At 58.5% G+C, this 16,583-nt stretch carries 14 protein-coding genes; 2 read left to right on the forward strand and 12 right to left on the reverse strand.

The window, feature by feature from the left end:
• Genes ACR0CE_RS00190 through ACR0CE_RS00210 form a run of 5 tightly spaced genes read right to left on the reverse strand, consistent with a single transcriptional unit; the run spans window position 1 to window position 5,534 of the window.
• Window positions 1–270, reverse strand: coding sequence for a K+/H+ antiporter subunit F (locus tag ACR0CE_RS00190; protein WP_209503286.1), 270 nt, complete (start codon window positions 268–270; stop codon window positions 1–3).
• Window positions 267–764, reverse strand: coding sequence for a Na+/H+ antiporter subunit E (locus tag ACR0CE_RS00195; protein WP_267365959.1), 498 nt, complete (start codon window positions 762–764; stop codon window positions 267–269). The genes ACR0CE_RS00190 and ACR0CE_RS00195 overlap by 4 nt, the downstream gene beginning before the upstream one ends.
• Window positions 764–2,308, reverse strand: a complete 1,545-nt coding sequence (locus ACR0CE_RS00200) for a monovalent cation/H+ antiporter subunit D (protein ID WP_480485183.1) — start codon at window positions 2,306–2,308, stop codon at window positions 764–766. The genes ACR0CE_RS00195 and ACR0CE_RS00200 overlap by 1 nt, the downstream gene beginning before the upstream one ends.
• Window positions 2,305–2,664 (reverse strand): Na+/H+ antiporter subunit C, encoded by a 360-nt coding sequence (locus ACR0CE_RS00205; RefSeq protein ID WP_209503290.1) that lies wholly within the window; start codon window positions 2,662–2,664, stop codon window positions 2,305–2,307. Before ACR0CE_RS00205 ends, ACR0CE_RS00200 begins: the two co-directional genes overlap by 4 nt.
• The gene (locus tag ACR0CE_RS00210; protein ID WP_480830336.1) at window positions 2,664–5,534 is read right to left on the reverse strand and encodes a monovalent cation/H+ antiporter subunit A; all 2,871 of its coding nucleotides are present in this window, start codon (window positions 5,532–5,534) and stop codon (window positions 2,664–2,666) included. Before ACR0CE_RS00210 ends, ACR0CE_RS00205 begins: the two co-directional genes overlap by 1 nt.
• Before the next feature lie 222 nt (window positions 5,535–5,756).
• On the opposite strand from ACR0CE_RS00210, the gene ACR0CE_RS00215 reads away from it, so the two are divergent.
• Window positions 5,757–6,230 (forward strand): rhodanese-like domain-containing protein, encoded by a 474-nt coding sequence (locus ACR0CE_RS00215; RefSeq protein ID WP_480485185.1) that lies wholly within the window; start codon window positions 5,757–5,759, stop codon window positions 6,228–6,230.
• Window positions 6,227–7,051, forward strand: coding sequence for a CE1 family esterase (locus ACR0CE_RS00220; RefSeq protein WP_480830339.1), 825 nt, complete (start codon window positions 6,227–6,229; stop codon window positions 7,049–7,051). Before ACR0CE_RS00215 ends, ACR0CE_RS00220 begins: the two co-directional genes overlap by 4 nt.
• Here the strand turns inward: ACR0CE_RS00220 and mdoH are convergent, their stop codons facing one another.
• The 7 genes from mdoH to ACR0CE_RS00255 all read right to left on the reverse strand — a co-directional run bounded on the left by mdoH (window position 7,052) and on the right by ACR0CE_RS00255 (window position 16,540).
• Window positions 7,052–8,923: a glucans biosynthesis glucosyltransferase MdoH gene (gene mdoH, locus ACR0CE_RS00225; RefSeq protein WP_480831196.1), complete on the reverse strand. Its 1,872-nt coding sequence runs from the start codon at window positions 8,921–8,923 to the stop codon at window positions 7,052–7,054. It abuts the gene before it with no gap.
• Complete coding sequence (locus ACR0CE_RS00230) at window positions 8,920–10,419, reverse strand: OpgD/OpgG family glucan biosynthesis protein (protein WP_480830341.1); 1,500 nt, start codon at window positions 10,417–10,419, stop codon at window positions 8,920–8,922. The genes mdoH and ACR0CE_RS00230 overlap by 4 nt, the downstream gene beginning before the upstream one ends.
• Window positions 10,416–11,633 carry an OpgC family protein gene (locus ACR0CE_RS00235; RefSeq protein ID WP_480772919.1) on the reverse strand — a complete coding sequence of 406 codons (1,218 nt, stop codon included), beginning with the start codon at window positions 11,631–11,633 and terminating at the stop codon, window positions 10,416–10,418. Before ACR0CE_RS00235 ends, ACR0CE_RS00230 begins: the two co-directional genes overlap by 4 nt.
• A gap of 28 nt (window positions 11,634–11,661) precedes the next feature.
• Window positions 11,662–13,032: a tetratricopeptide repeat protein gene (locus ACR0CE_RS00240; RefSeq protein WP_480830343.1), complete on the reverse strand. Its 1,371-nt coding sequence runs from the start codon at window positions 13,030–13,032 to the stop codon at window positions 11,662–11,664.
• A gap of 179 nt (window positions 13,033–13,211) precedes the next feature.
• Window positions 13,212–14,396: a CaiB/BaiF CoA transferase family protein gene (locus ACR0CE_RS00245; protein WP_480830345.1), complete on the reverse strand. Its 1,185-nt coding sequence runs from the start codon at window positions 14,394–14,396 to the stop codon at window positions 13,212–13,214.
• Window positions 14,383–16,002 (reverse strand): thiamine pyrophosphate-binding protein, encoded by a 1,620-nt coding sequence (locus tag ACR0CE_RS00250; RefSeq protein WP_480830347.1) that lies wholly within the window; start codon window positions 16,000–16,002, stop codon window positions 14,383–14,385. Before ACR0CE_RS00250 ends, ACR0CE_RS00245 begins: the two co-directional genes overlap by 14 nt.
• Before the next feature lie 79 nt (window positions 16,003–16,081).
• Window positions 16,082–16,540, reverse strand: a complete 459-nt coding sequence (locus tag ACR0CE_RS00255; RefSeq protein WP_480830349.1) for a DUF302 domain-containing protein — start codon at window positions 16,538–16,540, stop codon at window positions 16,082–16,084.
• Window positions 16,541–16,583: the final 43 nt, after the last annotated feature.

Raw genomic sequence — 16,583 nt, forward strand, 5'->3', positions numbered from 1 at the left:
TCATTCGATGATGTTGCCGCGCAGCATGAAGCGCGCATATGCCACGGTCGAGACGAAACCCAGCATCGCGATGATCATGGCCGCTTCAAAGAAAATCTCGGTCCCTTTCGACAGGCCATAAAGGATCATCAGGGCAATCGTATTGATGACCATTGTATCCAGAGCCAGAACCCGGGTCCCAACGCCATCCGCGGTGATGATCCGCCACAGACACATCATGATCGCCGCGCCGAAACAGGCAAATGCAAAGTAGATTGCGTATTCGATCATTCGAAAATCTCCTTCAGGCGACGTTCATAGCGCTGCTTGATTTCGTCGCGCACCTGATCTGGGTTCGGCGCGTCCAGGCAATGAACCAGCAGATTGTGCCCCTGTGCTGACAGGTCGCAACTGACGGTGCCGGGCGTCATCGTGATGGTCCCGGCCAGCACGGTTATGGCTTCGGGTGTCCGAAGCTCCAGCGGAATGCTAACCCAGTTGGGCCGCCGGTCTTCATTGCGTTTGAACAGAACGATCCGGGCCACCGTAATATTTGCAACGACAATATCCCATAGCACGACGATCATGTATTCGGCGACCATGGGCCAGTTGCGCAGCTTGGGCCGGTCGGGCCAGTAAGGTTGTGTGACAAAGGGAATGATGATCCCGAGGATCAGGCCAAAGACCAGAGAATTCAGTGACGGCTTGTTCGCCAGCAGGATCCAGACGATCGTTAATAGAATGGTCAGGTGTGGGTGCGGAAATATCCGGTGCAGTAGTTTCATCACTCGGCCCCTCCCAATACAGCAGAGATGTAGTTTGCAGGCGTAAACAGCTGGTCTGCGGTTTGGCTTGTATATTCCAGCGCTGGGCCCGCGAACAATGTCAGCAGGATCAGGCCGGCTACGGCGCCAAACACGGCAGTAAAGGCCAGACCGGGTTTTGGTTCAGGTGCGACCGGTGCGGGGGCAGCTTCATTTTCCGCTGGTTCAGCTATCGGAACAGCCTGAGTGTCGTAGCTTTTCCAGAAAATCAAAGTTCCGGCTCGGGCCAAGCCAATTATTGTGACGAATGAGCTGATCAGAATCACGGCCCAGACCGCCGTGGCATCCGAAGCATCGCGCGAGGCGTCCAGCACAAGCAGCTTGCCTATAAAGCCGGACAAGGGCGGCATTCCCGCCATCGCAATCGCCCCCACGAAGAACAGTGCAGACACCAGCCCGCTTTGCGGCATGGGTGGCGTTGGTGCGATGGCCCCGCCGCGCCGCGCCATCACCAGATCGGCAACCAGGAACAGCAGGGCTGTCGCCAGCGTCGAATGGAACACATAGTACAGCGCCGCGGCTGTCGCATCAGGCGTAAATTGCGAGATCGCGATCAACAGGGTGCCCATGGATGCAATCGCGCAGAACGCCACCATGCGGGCGATATGTTTTGACCCCAGAATGCCGATAGCCCCGACAGCCAAAGTGACAAGTGCAGCAGGTTGCAACCACTCACCCACCAGACCTTCTGTCGCTGCGACATCGGGGCCAAAGGCCAATGTGAACATCCGCAGAATCGAGTAAGCCCCGACCTTGGTCATGATTGCAAACAGGGCCGCGACGGGCATTGGCGCATTGGCATAGCTGGCAGGTAGCCAGAAATGCAGGGGCAGAACGGCGGCCTTGATGCAAAAGACCAGCAACAAAAGGACTGCGCCAACCCGCAACAATGCCGTATCCTCGGTCGGGATTTCGGCAACCCTTATGGCGATATCCGCCATGTTCAGTGTCCCGGTCACGCCATAGATCGTGCCCAACGCAAACAGGAACAAAGTCGATCCCAACAGGTTGTAAGCCACATATTGCACACCCGCCTTCAATCGCACCGCACCGCCACCATGGGTCATCAGGCCATAAGAGGCGATCAGCAGAACTTCGAAAAACACGAAAAGGTTAAAGGCATCTCCGGTCAGGAATGCGCCGCAGACACCCATAAGCTGAAAATGGAACAGGGCGTGGAAGTGTTTGCCCCGATCATCCCAGCCTGTTGCAATGGCATAAAGCACAATCGGCAAGGCAAGCAGAGCTGTCAGCAAAACCATCATAGCTGACATTCGATCCAGCACCATGACAATGCCAAACGGGGCGGGCCAGTTTCCAAGCTCGTAAACCTGAATATCTCCGCCCGAAGCCTGCGCTGTGATTGTCAGCGCAATCCCAAGCAAGGCCACAACACCGGCGACCGAAAAGATGCGCTGCAGATCCAGATGGTATCGCAGGACCATGATGCTAAACGGAGCCAGGATCGCGGGCAGGACGATCGGCGCAACGATCCAGTGGTTCATGCGTCTTCTCCTGCTGCGTCCACGCTGTCCTGCGCTGTCATGTCGATATGGTCATCCTTGGAGGACAGGTACGCGCTGAGCGAGATCATCACGATCACCGCGGTCATTCCAAAGGAAATCACAATTGCGGTCAGCACCAGCGCTTGTGGCAGAGGATCGGTGTAAGCAACGTCCTTGTATTTGTTCAGAACCGGGGGGGCGTTCAGCGCAAGACGCCCGGTCGCGAACAGGAACACGTTGACCGCGTAAGTGATCAGCGACAGGCCCAGAATGACAGGGAACGTCCGGCGGCGCAGGATCAGGAATATTCCGGCAGCGGTCAAGATACCGACGGCAGAGGCTACGAGCGCTTCCATCAGGCCTGCTCCTTCTCTTGTTCTTGTTCCGGTGGAGAGTCCCGCAGGGGATTGATATCCATCGGGAATTCCTGTGCCATTCCGGGCTGCCACGCAAAGCGGGACAGGCTGTCGAGCGCCAGCATGACCGCACCCAGAACCGCAAGGAACACGCCCGTGTCAAACAGCATGGCGGTGGCCCATTCGAATTCCTCAAGCGGGGGCCAGTGGAGATAGCCAAAATCACTGGTCAGGAAGGGGCGTTCATTGAACCAGGCCCCCAGCCCCGTGGCCGCAGCGATCAGCACGCCCCAGCCAATGGTGCCGTGGTAATAAAACCGCTGCCGCTCAATCGCCCAAGTATAGCCGCTGGCCATGTATTGCATCAGATAGGCGATGGCGACGATCAGCCCGGCGATAAATCCGCCGCCGGGCTGGTTGTGCCCACGGAAGAAAATATAGGCTCCGACCATCAGCGCAATCGGCATCATCACGCGGGTCGCCACAACCATCATCAGCGGGTGTGAATCACCAGACTGCGGCCAGTGCGGTTTGCGATTCAGCAGGTAACTGCGGACATTGGTGCTTAGCACGGATTCCGTCAGCGCAAAGATAATCAGCGCGGCAATGCCCAGCACGATGATCTCTCCAAACGTATCAAAACCCCGGAAGTCGACCAGGATCACGTTGACCACATTGGTGCCGCCACCGCCCTTGTAGGAATTGGCCAGATGGAAATCTGAAATCGTTGGAAATGCAAAATCGCGCATCATCATCGCGTAGACCAGCGCGCCGGTGCCAAGACCTGCAACGACGGAAATCGCGGCATCCCGCCATCGTCGCGCTGCGCTGCTGTCCCATGGCGTCTCGGTCGGCAGGAAGTTCAGCGACAGCAGCAACAAGATCATCGTTACCACCTCGACTGAGATTTGCGTCAGGGCAAGGTCCGGAGCGGAAAGATAGTTGAACGCGATGGAAACGATCAGGCCCACGACGCCGATCAACACCAGCGACAACAGGCGGTTCCGGTGGAACCACATGATACCAAGCGTTGCGCCCACCAGACAAATCCAGCCGATGATCGGAATGATCTGCGCTGGCAGCGGAACGCGGGTTTCCACGCCGATGGTTCCTGTCGAATAGGCGTAATAACCAAGGCCCACGGTGAAAGCGACGAAGATGATCGCATAGCGGCTGAGAACACCGTTATGCATCTCATCGGTTATCCAGCGGCTTAATCTGGTCAGCGCGTCGATGATAGCCTCAAAGATTACCTTGGCCTCGGGCCGGGGCAGGGCATTCCAGACCTGCTCGCCGCGTTTGTGCAGCGCCAGCAGGAAAAGGCCGCCCAATGTCGCAACAACCGACATGTAAAGTGCGGGCGTGAAGCCATGCCACAGTTTGAGCGAGTAATACGGCAGCTTCTCGCCGCCTATCACCGCGCTGGAAACCACGGCGATCAGGGGGCCAACGATCACGGCGGAATTCAGACCGATCAGGACGACCAGTACAACCAGCAGTGCGGGCGCCAGCCACAGCCCGACAGGCGGGTCATGCGGATGGCTGGGATAGTCTTCTCGCTTGGGTCCAAGGAAAACATGGCTGACGAAGCGGAAAGAATAAGCGGCCGAAAACAGCGCTGCCAAAAGTGCCAGCCCCGGAACCAGATAATGTGAATGCAACCAGGTGGTGTGAACGGTCTCTTCCAGCATCATCTCTTTCGACAAAAAGCCGTTCAGCGGCGGCAGACCCGCCATGGACAGGGCCGCGATGGTGCCGATGGTGAAGGTGATCGGCATCAGGTGGCGCAGGCCACCCAGCCGTTTCAGGTTCCGCGTACCGGTCTCGTGATCCACGATTCCGGCGGTCATGAACAGGGCGGCCTTGAAGGTCGCATGGTTGATGATGTGGAAAATGGCGGCCACGGCGGCAATTTTAGTGCCAAAGCCCAACAGCATGGTGATCAGGCCCAGATGGGATACGGTCGAAAAGGCCAGCAGCGCCTTCAGGTCATCTTTGAACAGCGCGATGACCGCACCCAGCAGCATGGTGATCAGACCAGTTGTGGCCACGATGTAAAACCAGGCATCTGTTCCCGCCAGAACCGGCCACATCCGCGCCATTAGGAACAGACCGGCCTTCACCATGGTGGCCGAATGCAGATAGGCCGATACCGGCGTCGGCGCGGCCATTGCATGGGGCAGCCAGAAGTGAAACGGGAACTGTGCCGACTTGGTGAAAGCGCCCAGCAGGATCAGGATCAACGCCGGCAGGTAGTAGGGGGACGCCTGGATCAGCTCCTTGTTCTGCAAAATGACACTCAGGTCATAGGATCCAACGATATTGCCGAGGATCAGCATCCCGGCGATCATCGCCAACCCGCCCGAGCCGGTGACGGCCAAAGCCATGCGCGCGCCCTGACGGCCATCGGGCAGGTGTTTCCAATAGCCGATCAGCAGGAATGAGCTGAGCGATGTAAGTTCCCAGAAAACAATCAAAAGTAGGATATTGTCGGACAGGACAATACCAACCATCGCCCCCTGAAACAGCAGCAGATAGGTATAGAACTGCCCCATCGGATCTTCGCGCGACAGGTAGAACCGTGCGTAGAGGATGATGAGCAATCCAATGCCAAGGATCAGCAAGGCGAAAAGAAATCCCAGCCCGTCCAGCATGAAATTCGCGTTCAGGCCCAACCTCGGTATCCAGTCAAACCGGGCAGTCACGACGTCTCCGCGCATGACCGAAGGGATGTGGATCAGCAGCCCCATCAGGGCCAGAAATGTGGTCAACCCGGCTGCGGATGCGGCGGCATTTCGGCCCGCGCGGATCAGCAGTGCGGGAAATACAGCACCAAGGAAGGGAAGGGCCGCAATAAGGAATAGGGACAAGTGCGATACTCCGGTCTGGGCGGTCAGGGTGAGGTCAATTTTGTAAGGATATTTTGCCGACTGTCCAGAGATGGCAACTTTTTTGCCGGGCTCCAACGGATCACCAAGGCATTGGCGGCGCTGCGCATTAATGACGCGATCTTGATCTGCGAGCTGTGTTTCACCGCGCAACTTGCTGTGTGGTTGTGCTAGAACCAGCATCAGCGAACAGGAGGCTGAGGCGTGGCCGAAAAAACGAACCGATCCCGACGGTGGCTATTGATTGGTGGCGGTGCCGCGATTGCTGCCGGGTTTGCGATCAGGCAATACAGACTGATCCCTGAAGATCACAGCGGTGGCCGGATCAGTGTGGCCGACGCCCATGAGCAGGCCGCGGACGGGCGCGTTCTGCTGGTTGATATCCGCACACCGCGCGAGTGGCGTGCCTCGGGAATAGGCGAGGGCGCGGTACCGCTGGACATGCGCCGCGAGGATTTCGTCGACGTTCTGACACAAATGACCGGCGGTGATCAGGCTGCGCCCGTGGCGCTGATTTGCGCCCGTGGGGTGCGGTCCGCGCGCCTCAGCAATCGTTTGATTGAAGCCGGATTCACAAATATCATCGACGTACCCGAGGGTATGTTGGGCTCGGCGGCCGGGCCGGGATGGGTAAGGACCGGTTTACCGGTCCGTAAATACAGTGAGGATGCAGGATGATCAGGGAAATCAGCCTGGCAGCAGTATTTGCCTTCACCGCGCAGTTGGCCTTGGCGGATTGTGCTGATCACGGGGAAATTTGCGAAACCTCCTTGGGCGCGTATCATATCGAATTGCCCGATGCGGAAAACCCGCCATTGGTGGTGTTTCTGCACGGGTATGGCGGCAGTGGATCTGGCACGATGCGAAATCGCGGGATGGTCGAACCTCTGCTGGCGCGGGGGTATGCTGTGATGGCACCGGAAGGTTCGGAAAGGCCCAACCGGGGCGGCAGAAAAAGCTGGAACTTTATTCCTGGATTTGGCGAACGGGATGAAACCGCGTTTCTATCCGAAGTGGTTCAGGACGCAGAAAACCGGTTTGGAATCAATGCGGACCGGGTCATGCTGGGCGGGTTTTCGGCTGGTGGCTTTATGGTCAACTATCTCGCCTGCAAGGCGCCCGAGACATTTTCAGCATATGTTCCGGTGTCCGGAGGATTCTGGCGGCCACACCCGGAAACCTGCAAGGGTCCGATCCGGATGTTTCATACCCATGGCTGGACGGACAACGTGGTACCGCTTGAGGGGCGCGTACTGGGCGGTGGCCGGTTTCAGCAGGGCGATATCTATGCCGGGCTCGAAATCTGGCGCGAGGCAAATGGCTGCGTCGATCACAAACCGGCCGGCTTTAGCACAACGGGGAATTTCATGCGCCGCCGCTGGACCACCTGTGCCAAAGGCAGCGCGCTGGAGTTTGCCTTGTTCCCGGGCGGTCATACAGTTCCAGCCGGTTGGGCTGATATGGTCGTGGAGTGGTACGAAGGGCTTCCCGGCAGCTGATCACTCTGCCGGGGTCATCTTGATCTTGCCTTCAACCAGTTGCTTCAGCTCGGCCCGGTAACGCCGGGCCGACCGGGTGATGGCAGGTTCGCGGAAATCCTCGCGCATTCCGACCATCCGGCGTGCGGCACCGGCCGAAACACCGCTGAGTGCCGATAGCGGAATGGCAAGGGCGAGACTGATGGCAATCGGAGCCAGCCAGATCGAGACCAGCCCGGACAGGATACCAACACTCAAGGCTATGCCACTGACGGTTTCCAATGCGTGACACAGAAGCAGCGTGCGCAATCCGTAACTGCCACCGTCGCGTGCTTGCGGCGACCAGCCCCGCTGAATGCCAAGTGCTGTCCGGAAAACGGCGATCATCTGTTGCACCATTAGGATCGGCGCATACAGGATCGACAGAATGACCTCGGCCAGAAACGAGGTCAGGAACTTGAGGCCGCCTCCGAATTCGGAGTAGCGCACACCGCTTAGCGGCAAAGCCAGAACTCCCAGCACCTTGGGTGCCAGCAGCATTGCATACATCACAAGAATGATCAGAACGTGCCGGGTTTCCGACATTTCCGGCCATTGCGGGAACAGCGGATTATCGGGGCTGAAGTAATGCAGGACAGAGGCGTCTTTGCCCTGACCAATCAGTGCCCACATCAACAGCAGCGCAAACCACAACGGTGACATCAGGTATCCTACGGCACCGTGGAACATATGAAAACGCGAGACGGCCCGGAATCCAGTCGAGCCCAGCAGTTTCAGGTGTTGCAGGTTGCCCTGGCACCAACGCCGATCCCGCATCGCATGATCGATCAGTGTGGGGGGCGTTTCCTCGTAAGATCCCCGAATGCGCGGCAGGAACCGCACCGCCCATCCGGCACGGCGCAGCAATCCAGCCTCGACGAAATCGTGGCTCATGATCAGCTTGTCCTGACCGTTGAACGCACGCAGCTTGGGCAGTCCGGCACTGGTGGCGAAAGCCTTGGTGCGGATTATGGCGTTGTGGCCCCAATAATTGCCCTCTTGTCCGCACCAGCGCGCCAACCCTTCGGCAAAGGCGATGCCATAGACCCCATTGGCGAATTGTTGCATACGGGCAAAAACCGATTGCGCGCCGATCAGTTGCGGATAGCTCTGGATCAGCCCGGCACCGGGATCACGCGCCAGCGCATCGGTCAGCCGATGTATGGCGCGACCGGTCATAAGGCTGTCCGCATCCAGAACCAGCATCGCGTCCCAGTCTGCGCCCCAGCGACTGACCCAGTCGGCGATGTTACCCACCTTGCGGTCGGTGTTCTGCTCGCGGCGGCGGTAATACAACTCCAGCCCCGGGGCGAGCGTGGTGCGCAGGGCTTCGACGCTGGCTTGTTCCTGTGCCGCGATTTCAGGGTCGCGTGTGTCGGACAGGATGAACATGGCATAGTGATGCTGCCCACCGCGTGCCTGCAAATCTTCAAGCATGGTGCGGGCGTTGCCCAGTACGTTCCATGGCACTTCGTTGTATACCGGTGTCAAAAGGGCCACGCGCAGGGGCTGTGCTGTGCGCTTGCGCTGCGGACGATCCTGTCGCGACAGCGAAACCATACCCAGCAGAACGGTGCAGACCGTGAACGAAATCCAGAAGAAGTTGAACGAGATTAGCGCCAACAGGATGCCCTCGATCAGATTGATCCCCTGGGCGCTGAACCAGTCGCTCATGATCCACAGCAGGCCCAATGTCGCCACCATCGCCGGTGAAAACGCAAGCGCGCGCCAAAATCCAGCCGCGCCCGTGTCTGTGCCCGACGGGGCATCGGCATCGTGGAACCCCACGCTGAAATTCTGCGCGGGCATCGCCAGAGGTGCTTCAGGCGGCATGATATGCAGATCGCGGTTCATATGGTCCATCGGTAAAGCCACACCTCAGAGGCGGGCTGTTTGTCTTTCAGCAGTTGCGCGCGCAATTCGACATGATCGCGCCCATCAGGCTGGAACGAAAACGCCAGACGCAATCCACCCGTATCCGGGTTGCGTTGCAGAACACCGTCCGAGGTCTCGGCATGAGGGGAATCCACGAAGACACTGATCGCCTCGATATCATCGAACAAATCGCTGCCTTCGAAATCGATGACGGCCAAACGCCCCTCACCGAAGGTGTTTTCGCCCATGGCGGTGTTGGTCACCCGTGGCATCGGAGTGCGCTGAGGCTCCTCACCCCAGATCAGACGATAGGACAGGTCAACCCGACTGCCTGCCGCATAGGGCTCTGTCGGACGCCAATAGGCGACGATGTTGTCATAGATTTCCTGATCGGCCGGTATCTCGACCAGTGTAACGGTGCCTTTGCCCCAGTCATCCCGAGGCTCGACCCACAGGCCCGGGCGCTTGTGATAATTCGCCTCAAGGTCGGCATAGTCCGAAAACTCGCGCTTGCGCTGCATCAGCCCGAAGCCGCGCGGGTTCTCGTCAACGAAAGACGATATTTGCAGGCGGGCCGGGTTTGCCAGTGGACGCCACAACACCTCGCCCGCGCCATTGCGGATCAACAGCCCGTCGCTGTCATGGACGGCCGGACGGAAATCGTCGAACCGGCTGTGGTTGGTCTGGTCGAACAGAAACATCGAGGTGCCCGGCGCGATACCTACATGAGGTAGGTCTTCGCGGGGAAACAGCGTGGCCTCGACGTCGATAATGCAATCCGCCCCCGCCGTGACATTGAAGCGATAGGCCCCAGTCACGCTGGGACTGTCCATCAGCGCATGTACGACCATATTCCGATGGCCGGGCTTGGGGCGCTCCAGCCAGAAACGGATGAACTCAGGAAATTCCTCGCCATCCGGGTCGCCTGTTTTCAGGGCGAGACCGCGTGCCGACAGACCGTAGACCTCGTCCAGACCAATAGCGCGGAAATAGCTGGCACCCTGCCAGACGCAGAACTCATCCGTCTTGCCGGGGCGGTGCATCTCGGTCCGCAGCCGCAGGCCTGAAAAGCCCAGCGTCTCGTCGATGGGCAATTGCGGCACATCTTCGGATTTGTCGAACATCCCCAGATCGAAATCGACTGGTGTTGTCATGCCATTTTCGACCGTTTCCACCTTGACGGTCCGGGGGAAATACAGGCCCGGTGTGAAGAAATCGACGTTGAATGGCGTTTCGGTTTCGTACCACAACGCCCGGTCCAGTCGAAAACGGATCGAGCGATATTGTTCGTAAGTCAGATCCTGCCATTCTTGTGGAACCATTTCGCGTTCCGCATAGGGGCGGCTGGCCAGTTCGCGGGCCAGTTCGATCACGTGGTCGCGGTCAAAGGGGACTGCGCCCCCGGTCGCATAGGCCGATGGGGCAAAGGCCAAGGCAGTCGTCGAGACTAGGAATGCGCGACGGGTGAAATTCATCTCTTCAATTTCCAGGGTTGAGACTTAAACCAAGCTGCCAGATAGGCCACACCGATGATCATGGCAAAGCCAATTATGTTGGCGACAAAGACGGTGGCAACATCCCGCCCAGCTTGATCGAGGGCAACGCCGATAAGTCGTGCTGCTGCCATGGAAAATACAAACACCGCAAGGGATTGCTGACCGACTTTGGTGATGACAGTCAGAAGGAATTGCCAGACACGCGCGCCTATTCCGTGACCCGTCGCTATCAGGCGGTGACCATGTTCGCCTGCCGCGACCCAGCCCAGATAGGCCAGTGACAGAAAATGGACATATCGCAGCGCACCAAACTCGGTCTTGTCGCGCAATTCGTCGGTCAGTGGCCAGATCTTTCGGATCGCAGCGCCTAACTCAGGCGCAGCGCTGTTAACCCAGAGGAAGACCTTCCAAGATCCAAACGGAGCTGACAGGATCAGGAACAAGGCAGCCGCCCAGACCAGAGATTTCGATACTGGTGGAGCGGGAATCCATCCGCGCATCAAGGCAAATCCGGTGAAGAACAGCAATTGCCAGCCAAACGGGTTGAAAAACCATTGCCGATCCGACCAAGGCTCGGCCGGAAGGGCCAGCGCGCCGGTCTGAGTGATGCACCAGATGGTCACAGATGCAGCCGCCATCAGCCAGAAACTGACACGGTACAGCGCGATGTAGAGCGGCATCAGCGCCAGTACCACCAGATACATCGGAAGGATGTCAAAGTAGTTCGGTACATAAGTCAGGGTAAAGATCCCCACCATCTGCGGGGCGGGATCATTGAAGAAATGCTGAAGGTTCAGGGACGAGACATAGGTTTTCCCGAACGCGCCGGTCAGGTCCAGCGCTGCCATTGTCATGGCGACAAAGAAGAACAGGGCAATATGGGCCCAATAAACCTGCCAGATGCGATAGGCCACTCGGGCCGTGCCCATCCACCAGCCTTTGTACAGGAACGCCCCGCCGAAGGCGATGGCCGAGGCCATGCCCGAACAGAACACGAAAATCTCGGTTGCGTCCGAATACCCAAAGCGCGCCGGGATCCAATTCGCCCAAGGATCATTGGGAATGTGGGCGATCAGGATGATGAACATCGCGATGCCGCGATAGAAATCCAGTCGCGGGTCACGCGTGCGAGCGGGGGCCGCAGCCGGGGCTGCGACGGGTGCAAAATCAGCAGCGGGCGATATGGTCGCCATACGGTCTCTGTCCTTCTTGGTCGTCTTGTTATTCGGCGGGGACGCTTTGCATGTCTCCGCCGTCGCGTGCCGCATCAATCAGGGCGCGGCGCGCGATGGCATAATTGTCTTCACCCCCGGCGCGCTTGGCGCGACGGTCATCCAGAATGCGTTCAACCGCATCAAGACGACCGGCCCGAAGCCCGGAATCGATGGTAATGCGTTCAAATACATCACGTTGCGCGTGACTGCCACCAGCCAGTTGCATTGAACCGCGCGCTGCCAACAGGTGATCAAATGCCGTGCCATAATGGCCGTCACCAAAGGCTTCAAGGCCCATGGCGGCCGCGACACCGGGATCAGCCATACGGCGGGTGGTGTCGTCATTGGCACGCGCTGCATCCTTGCTCATGCGGTTCAGCATTTTGGCTGTGGCGTCGACGCGATTGTCGCCTGTCAGTGCCAAAAGGTAATGCAGATCGGCGAAGATCAGGCAGCCGTCTTCGGTGCGTGCGGCACTCAGGTCAGCCAGTTCTTCCCAGCGATTTCCGACATTTACGCCTTCTAATTCAAGCCGCATCAGAAGCGAAGTTCCGTTCGAGATGTCGCGGTAATCGTCGGTTTTGTCCTTGCGGACGTGGTTGTCATACAGGTCCATCACCTGATCGACCTGACCCAGATCCAGATGCATCAGGGCCTTGTGCCACCAGACGTGATAGCGGAAGTTGTTGCAATGGGCCCAGGCCGCCTCGCGCCCGGCCAGCCAGTCAAGGCCCAGCTGCGCGTTGCCGGTCATTTCATGGACATGGGCCACCGCGTGCAGACCCCAGGCATCATCGGACACCATCCAAAGCGCCTGACGTCCCGCGATTTCGGCCTTTTCGTAGGCTCCGGTTTCTTCCAGCGCGAAGGAATGGCAGCCCAGCAGATAACCCCGACCGGGGTGATCGGGTTCATATGCAGGCATAACCCGTTCGATCGAACGGCGCATTCCGTCCGGATCGCCCAGAACGAAACGGGTCGCGTGGCTGAGTTTCATCGCCAACGTATCCTGCGGATGGTCGCGCAGGACCGCTTCGAACTTTTGCACCGCCTGTGTCAGTTGGCCCGCCAGATACAGCCCCAAAGCATCGACAAACAGCCGCTCGCGCGCCGAGACGGGCTGTCGTTTCATCGCAGCATTGGCAGCCGCCAAAGCCTCGACTGCAACCGCCATCATCTCGCGCCGACCGAGAAGGGCCATGAACAGGCCTTTAACGGCATGGCCCAAAGCAAAATCGGGCTCAAGCTCCAGCACTTTGCCCAGATGTTGGGGCGTAACCGCGGCATGTGCCATGAACCCAAGCAGAACACCATTCCAGGCTTCGACAGCTTCCGGCTGCGCCAAGGTGTTCATCTGTCCAAAAACGTCTTGTTTCATACTTGGGTCCAATCTGATTGCGGTATTTGACACTGTTTGATGTAACAGAGTGTGCGAGAGCGGCGTATCAGTATCGACCCCGCTCTCGAATTGGTGAAATGTCGTGTGTGAAAAAGTCGAAAAAATCCGCCGATTCAAAGGCATGTTTCAGCAACTTGCCGCCTAGTTGTGCAAGTGTTTCAATCGTCGAACGGGTTTTCAGCGTTTAATACCCAGTCAGTGTCCGCCCCGCAGGTGGGTGGTGCGCTGCGATATGTTACAGGCGTACGTGACAGGTTAAGGGGATTCCCGATCAGGTTCACCTTACCGGGCTGGGCCTGCATCGAAATCTGCATATTTCGTGCTGCTACCTGTTCCGTGTCAAAAACCTGATCCAGCGTCTGGACCGGACCAACAGGCACTTTCACGTCTTCAAGACCGGAAATTACGGATCGCGTATCCAGCCGTTGAACAGCCGGCCGAAGAATGGCGTTCAGCGCATCACGGTGTTCCAGTCGCGCCGGGTTGGTCACGAATCTGGGGTCGTCGGCAAGTTCGGGTTGTCCCAGGAAACCGCACAGTTTTTTGAATTGGCCATCATTTCCAACCGCCAGAATGACATGCCCATCGGATGTCTCGTAAACGTCATAAGGCACGATATTGGGGTGCCCGTTTCCGCGGCGTTGCGGAACGTTGCCAGAAGTCAGGTAATTGACGCCCTCGTTGATCAGCCATGCGATCTGAGAATCAACCAGTGCCAGATCGACCTGCTGACCTTCACCGGTCAGGTCGCGGTGGCGCAGTGCGGCCAAAATGCCAACGCTTGCATACATTCCGCACATCACATCAGCGATTCCGACCCCCACTTTCGTTGGCGCGCCTTCCGGGTCGCCGGTCAGGGACATGATCCCACCATAACCTTGCGCCATCAGGTCATAGCCGGGTTTGCTGGCGTTCGGCCCTGTTTGGCCGTAACCCGAAATCGAGCAGTAAACGAGGCTGGGGAATTCCTGCGACAGGGCGGCATAGTCCAGCCCGTATTTCGCCAGACCGCCGGGTTTGAAATTCTCGATCAGAATATCCGCGTGTGAGGCCAGCCGTCGGATTTCCGCCTGACCTTTCTCAGTCGCGATATCCAGCGCCACGGATTTCTTGTTTCGGTTCGCTGACATGAAATAGGCGCTCAGGTCCGAGCGGTTGCCGTCGGCATCGGTGACATAGGGCGGACCCCATTGCCGTGTGTCGTCGCCCCCGGTGGCAGGGTTTTCGATCTTGATGACGCTTGCGCCCAGATCACCCAGCAACTGCGTGCAGGTCGGCCCGGCCAGAATACGGCTGAGGTCCAGAACCTTGACGCCCTTCAGCGGGCCCTCAGATGCGGCCATCGTATCCTCCACGGTCGATTTCAGCGGCGATGACGGTAAATGTCTCGGCCTTTACAGCAGCTTCAAGTGCTGCACGCAACTCTGCCCGGTTGCGGACAGTGTGGCCGTTCCCACCAAATGCACGGCCCATGGCCGCGAAGTCATGGTGACCGAAATCCACGCCATTCTTGCCCATTTGCCGCTGCCGCTGTTTCAACTCGATAAGGGCAAGGCTGGCATCAACGAAGACAAGAAAGATCGGATTGCCGCCCATTTCAGCCGCCGTCGACAATTCCCCGGCGACCATCAGAAACCCGGCATCACCCGAAAAGCTGATCACCGGGCGGTCAGGCTCGGCCAGTTTCAGACCAATGGCCATTGGGACAGCACAGCCCATGGTGCAGAGCGCCGAGGATTGGATCAGCCCACGTTCCTCGCTGCAGTCCCACATCTGGCTCAGCAGAATGCGATGCGCGCCGCTGTCGGCGGTTGCCAGCGTTTCGGGGCGCAGGGTAGCGCGCGTTTCGGCGATGACCGCTGCGGGCCCCCAGTCCTCATCAGTGGGAAAGGCCTGTGCCAGAGCAGATTTGACCTGCGCGGGCTCACCACCCGGCCACGTTGCGCGGGCAGGGTTTCCCTTGGCGATGGCCTCCAGCGTCTCGCCCGTGTCGGCCACCAGATTAAGACCCGCCTGATGCATGTAGTGGTCATTGATCACCGCGGATATATCGATGACGCGCTTTTCTTCGGGGTCCCAGATTTCGCGCCAGCCGGGGCGCATTTCGATCGGGTCATACCCCAGACACAGCACCAGATCGGCTTGTTCGACCAATGGGACAAGGTGCTTGTCTGCCAAAGGCGACAGGCCAGCGCCGCCCAAACACAAAGGGTGATCTTCGGGAACAACACCCTTGGCCTTGTAGGTTGTCACAAATGGAATTCCGAAATGTTCCAAAAACGCCTGCACCACACTGCGCGAGTCGTCATAGAGAACATCGAGACCGATAATGGCGATGGGTCGCTCGGCCTCAGCCACCCAGCGCCGGGCTTTTTCAAGGCATTCACCATTGGGACTGACAGGCGCGACCTTGGCCAGGCGGCGGCGTTTTTTACCCGTCACCGGCGTGTCGGCGACCGAGATCGGGACATCAATATGAACCGGCCCCGGTCGCGGCTGCGTGGCCAGCGACACCGCCTTGTCTGCGATGATATCCGCACCCTTGGCCGTCAGTGTGAACGTGCCCTTGGTGATGGAACAGTAAACCTGGCTGTGATCCATGACCTGATGAGTATAGGTCAGCGCCTCGTCCGCATCGACACAACCGGTCAGAACGATCATCGGAACACGGTCCTGCAACGCATTGGCCACCACGTTGATGCCGTTCATCGCGCCGGGACCCAAAGTGGCGACCAGAATCGCAGGCGCGCCGTCGCGGTGATGCACGGCCTCGGCCATGAATCCGGCCGAGTTTTCATGTTTTGTCAGATGAAAGGTGATGCCCGCCTTCTCAAGCGCATCCACCAGTGTCAGCACCTCACCCCCCGGCATTCCAAAGGCGTGGCGGCACCCCGCTTCGTACAGGCGTTGGGCCAGAAGATCGGCGGCGCGCGGCGTGGGGTCCTGCATCAGTCATGCTCCGAGATAACCGTTTCGAAGCAGATTGCGGAGGACGCCACCAGACGCAAGGCGGATCACGTCAGTGTGACTATTTGACTGCGTCTTCAGCGACAGATTGAAAGGTTTTATCAAGTTCTGCAGCAATGTCCTGCAAGGCTTGTCCGCCTTCCGCCATGTAAGGGTCAAACACGAAACTGGGGGTCTTGTAAGACAGGGTTGCGGTTCCGTCCTCGTCCTCGGTGACGTAGAAACGGATCGGTGCTTCGATCATCGCATTGGTAGAGGTTTCCAGCACCCTTACCGCGTAATCGTTGTTGAACGCGCCAATAACCAGATTGCCCGGAATGGTGATTCCGCGCGCCGCAGCAGCCTTGGTGGGTCCAGCCTGCGTCACCACAATCAGCCCGTTGTCCTTGATCGCAGCCTTGGTTGCATCGACCAGTTCCGAGTAGGTCTTGTCCGCAGGAAACACGGCCCAACCGGTTGGGGCGTCTTGTGCCCAAACGGGTAAAGCGATCAGGCAGAGCAAGGGAATGAGGGCTTTCATTGTCACGTCTCCTGTATTGAGGTGCACCCTGTGTGCCAGACCT

The organism is Ruegeria sp. L11 (assembly GCF_056531755.1).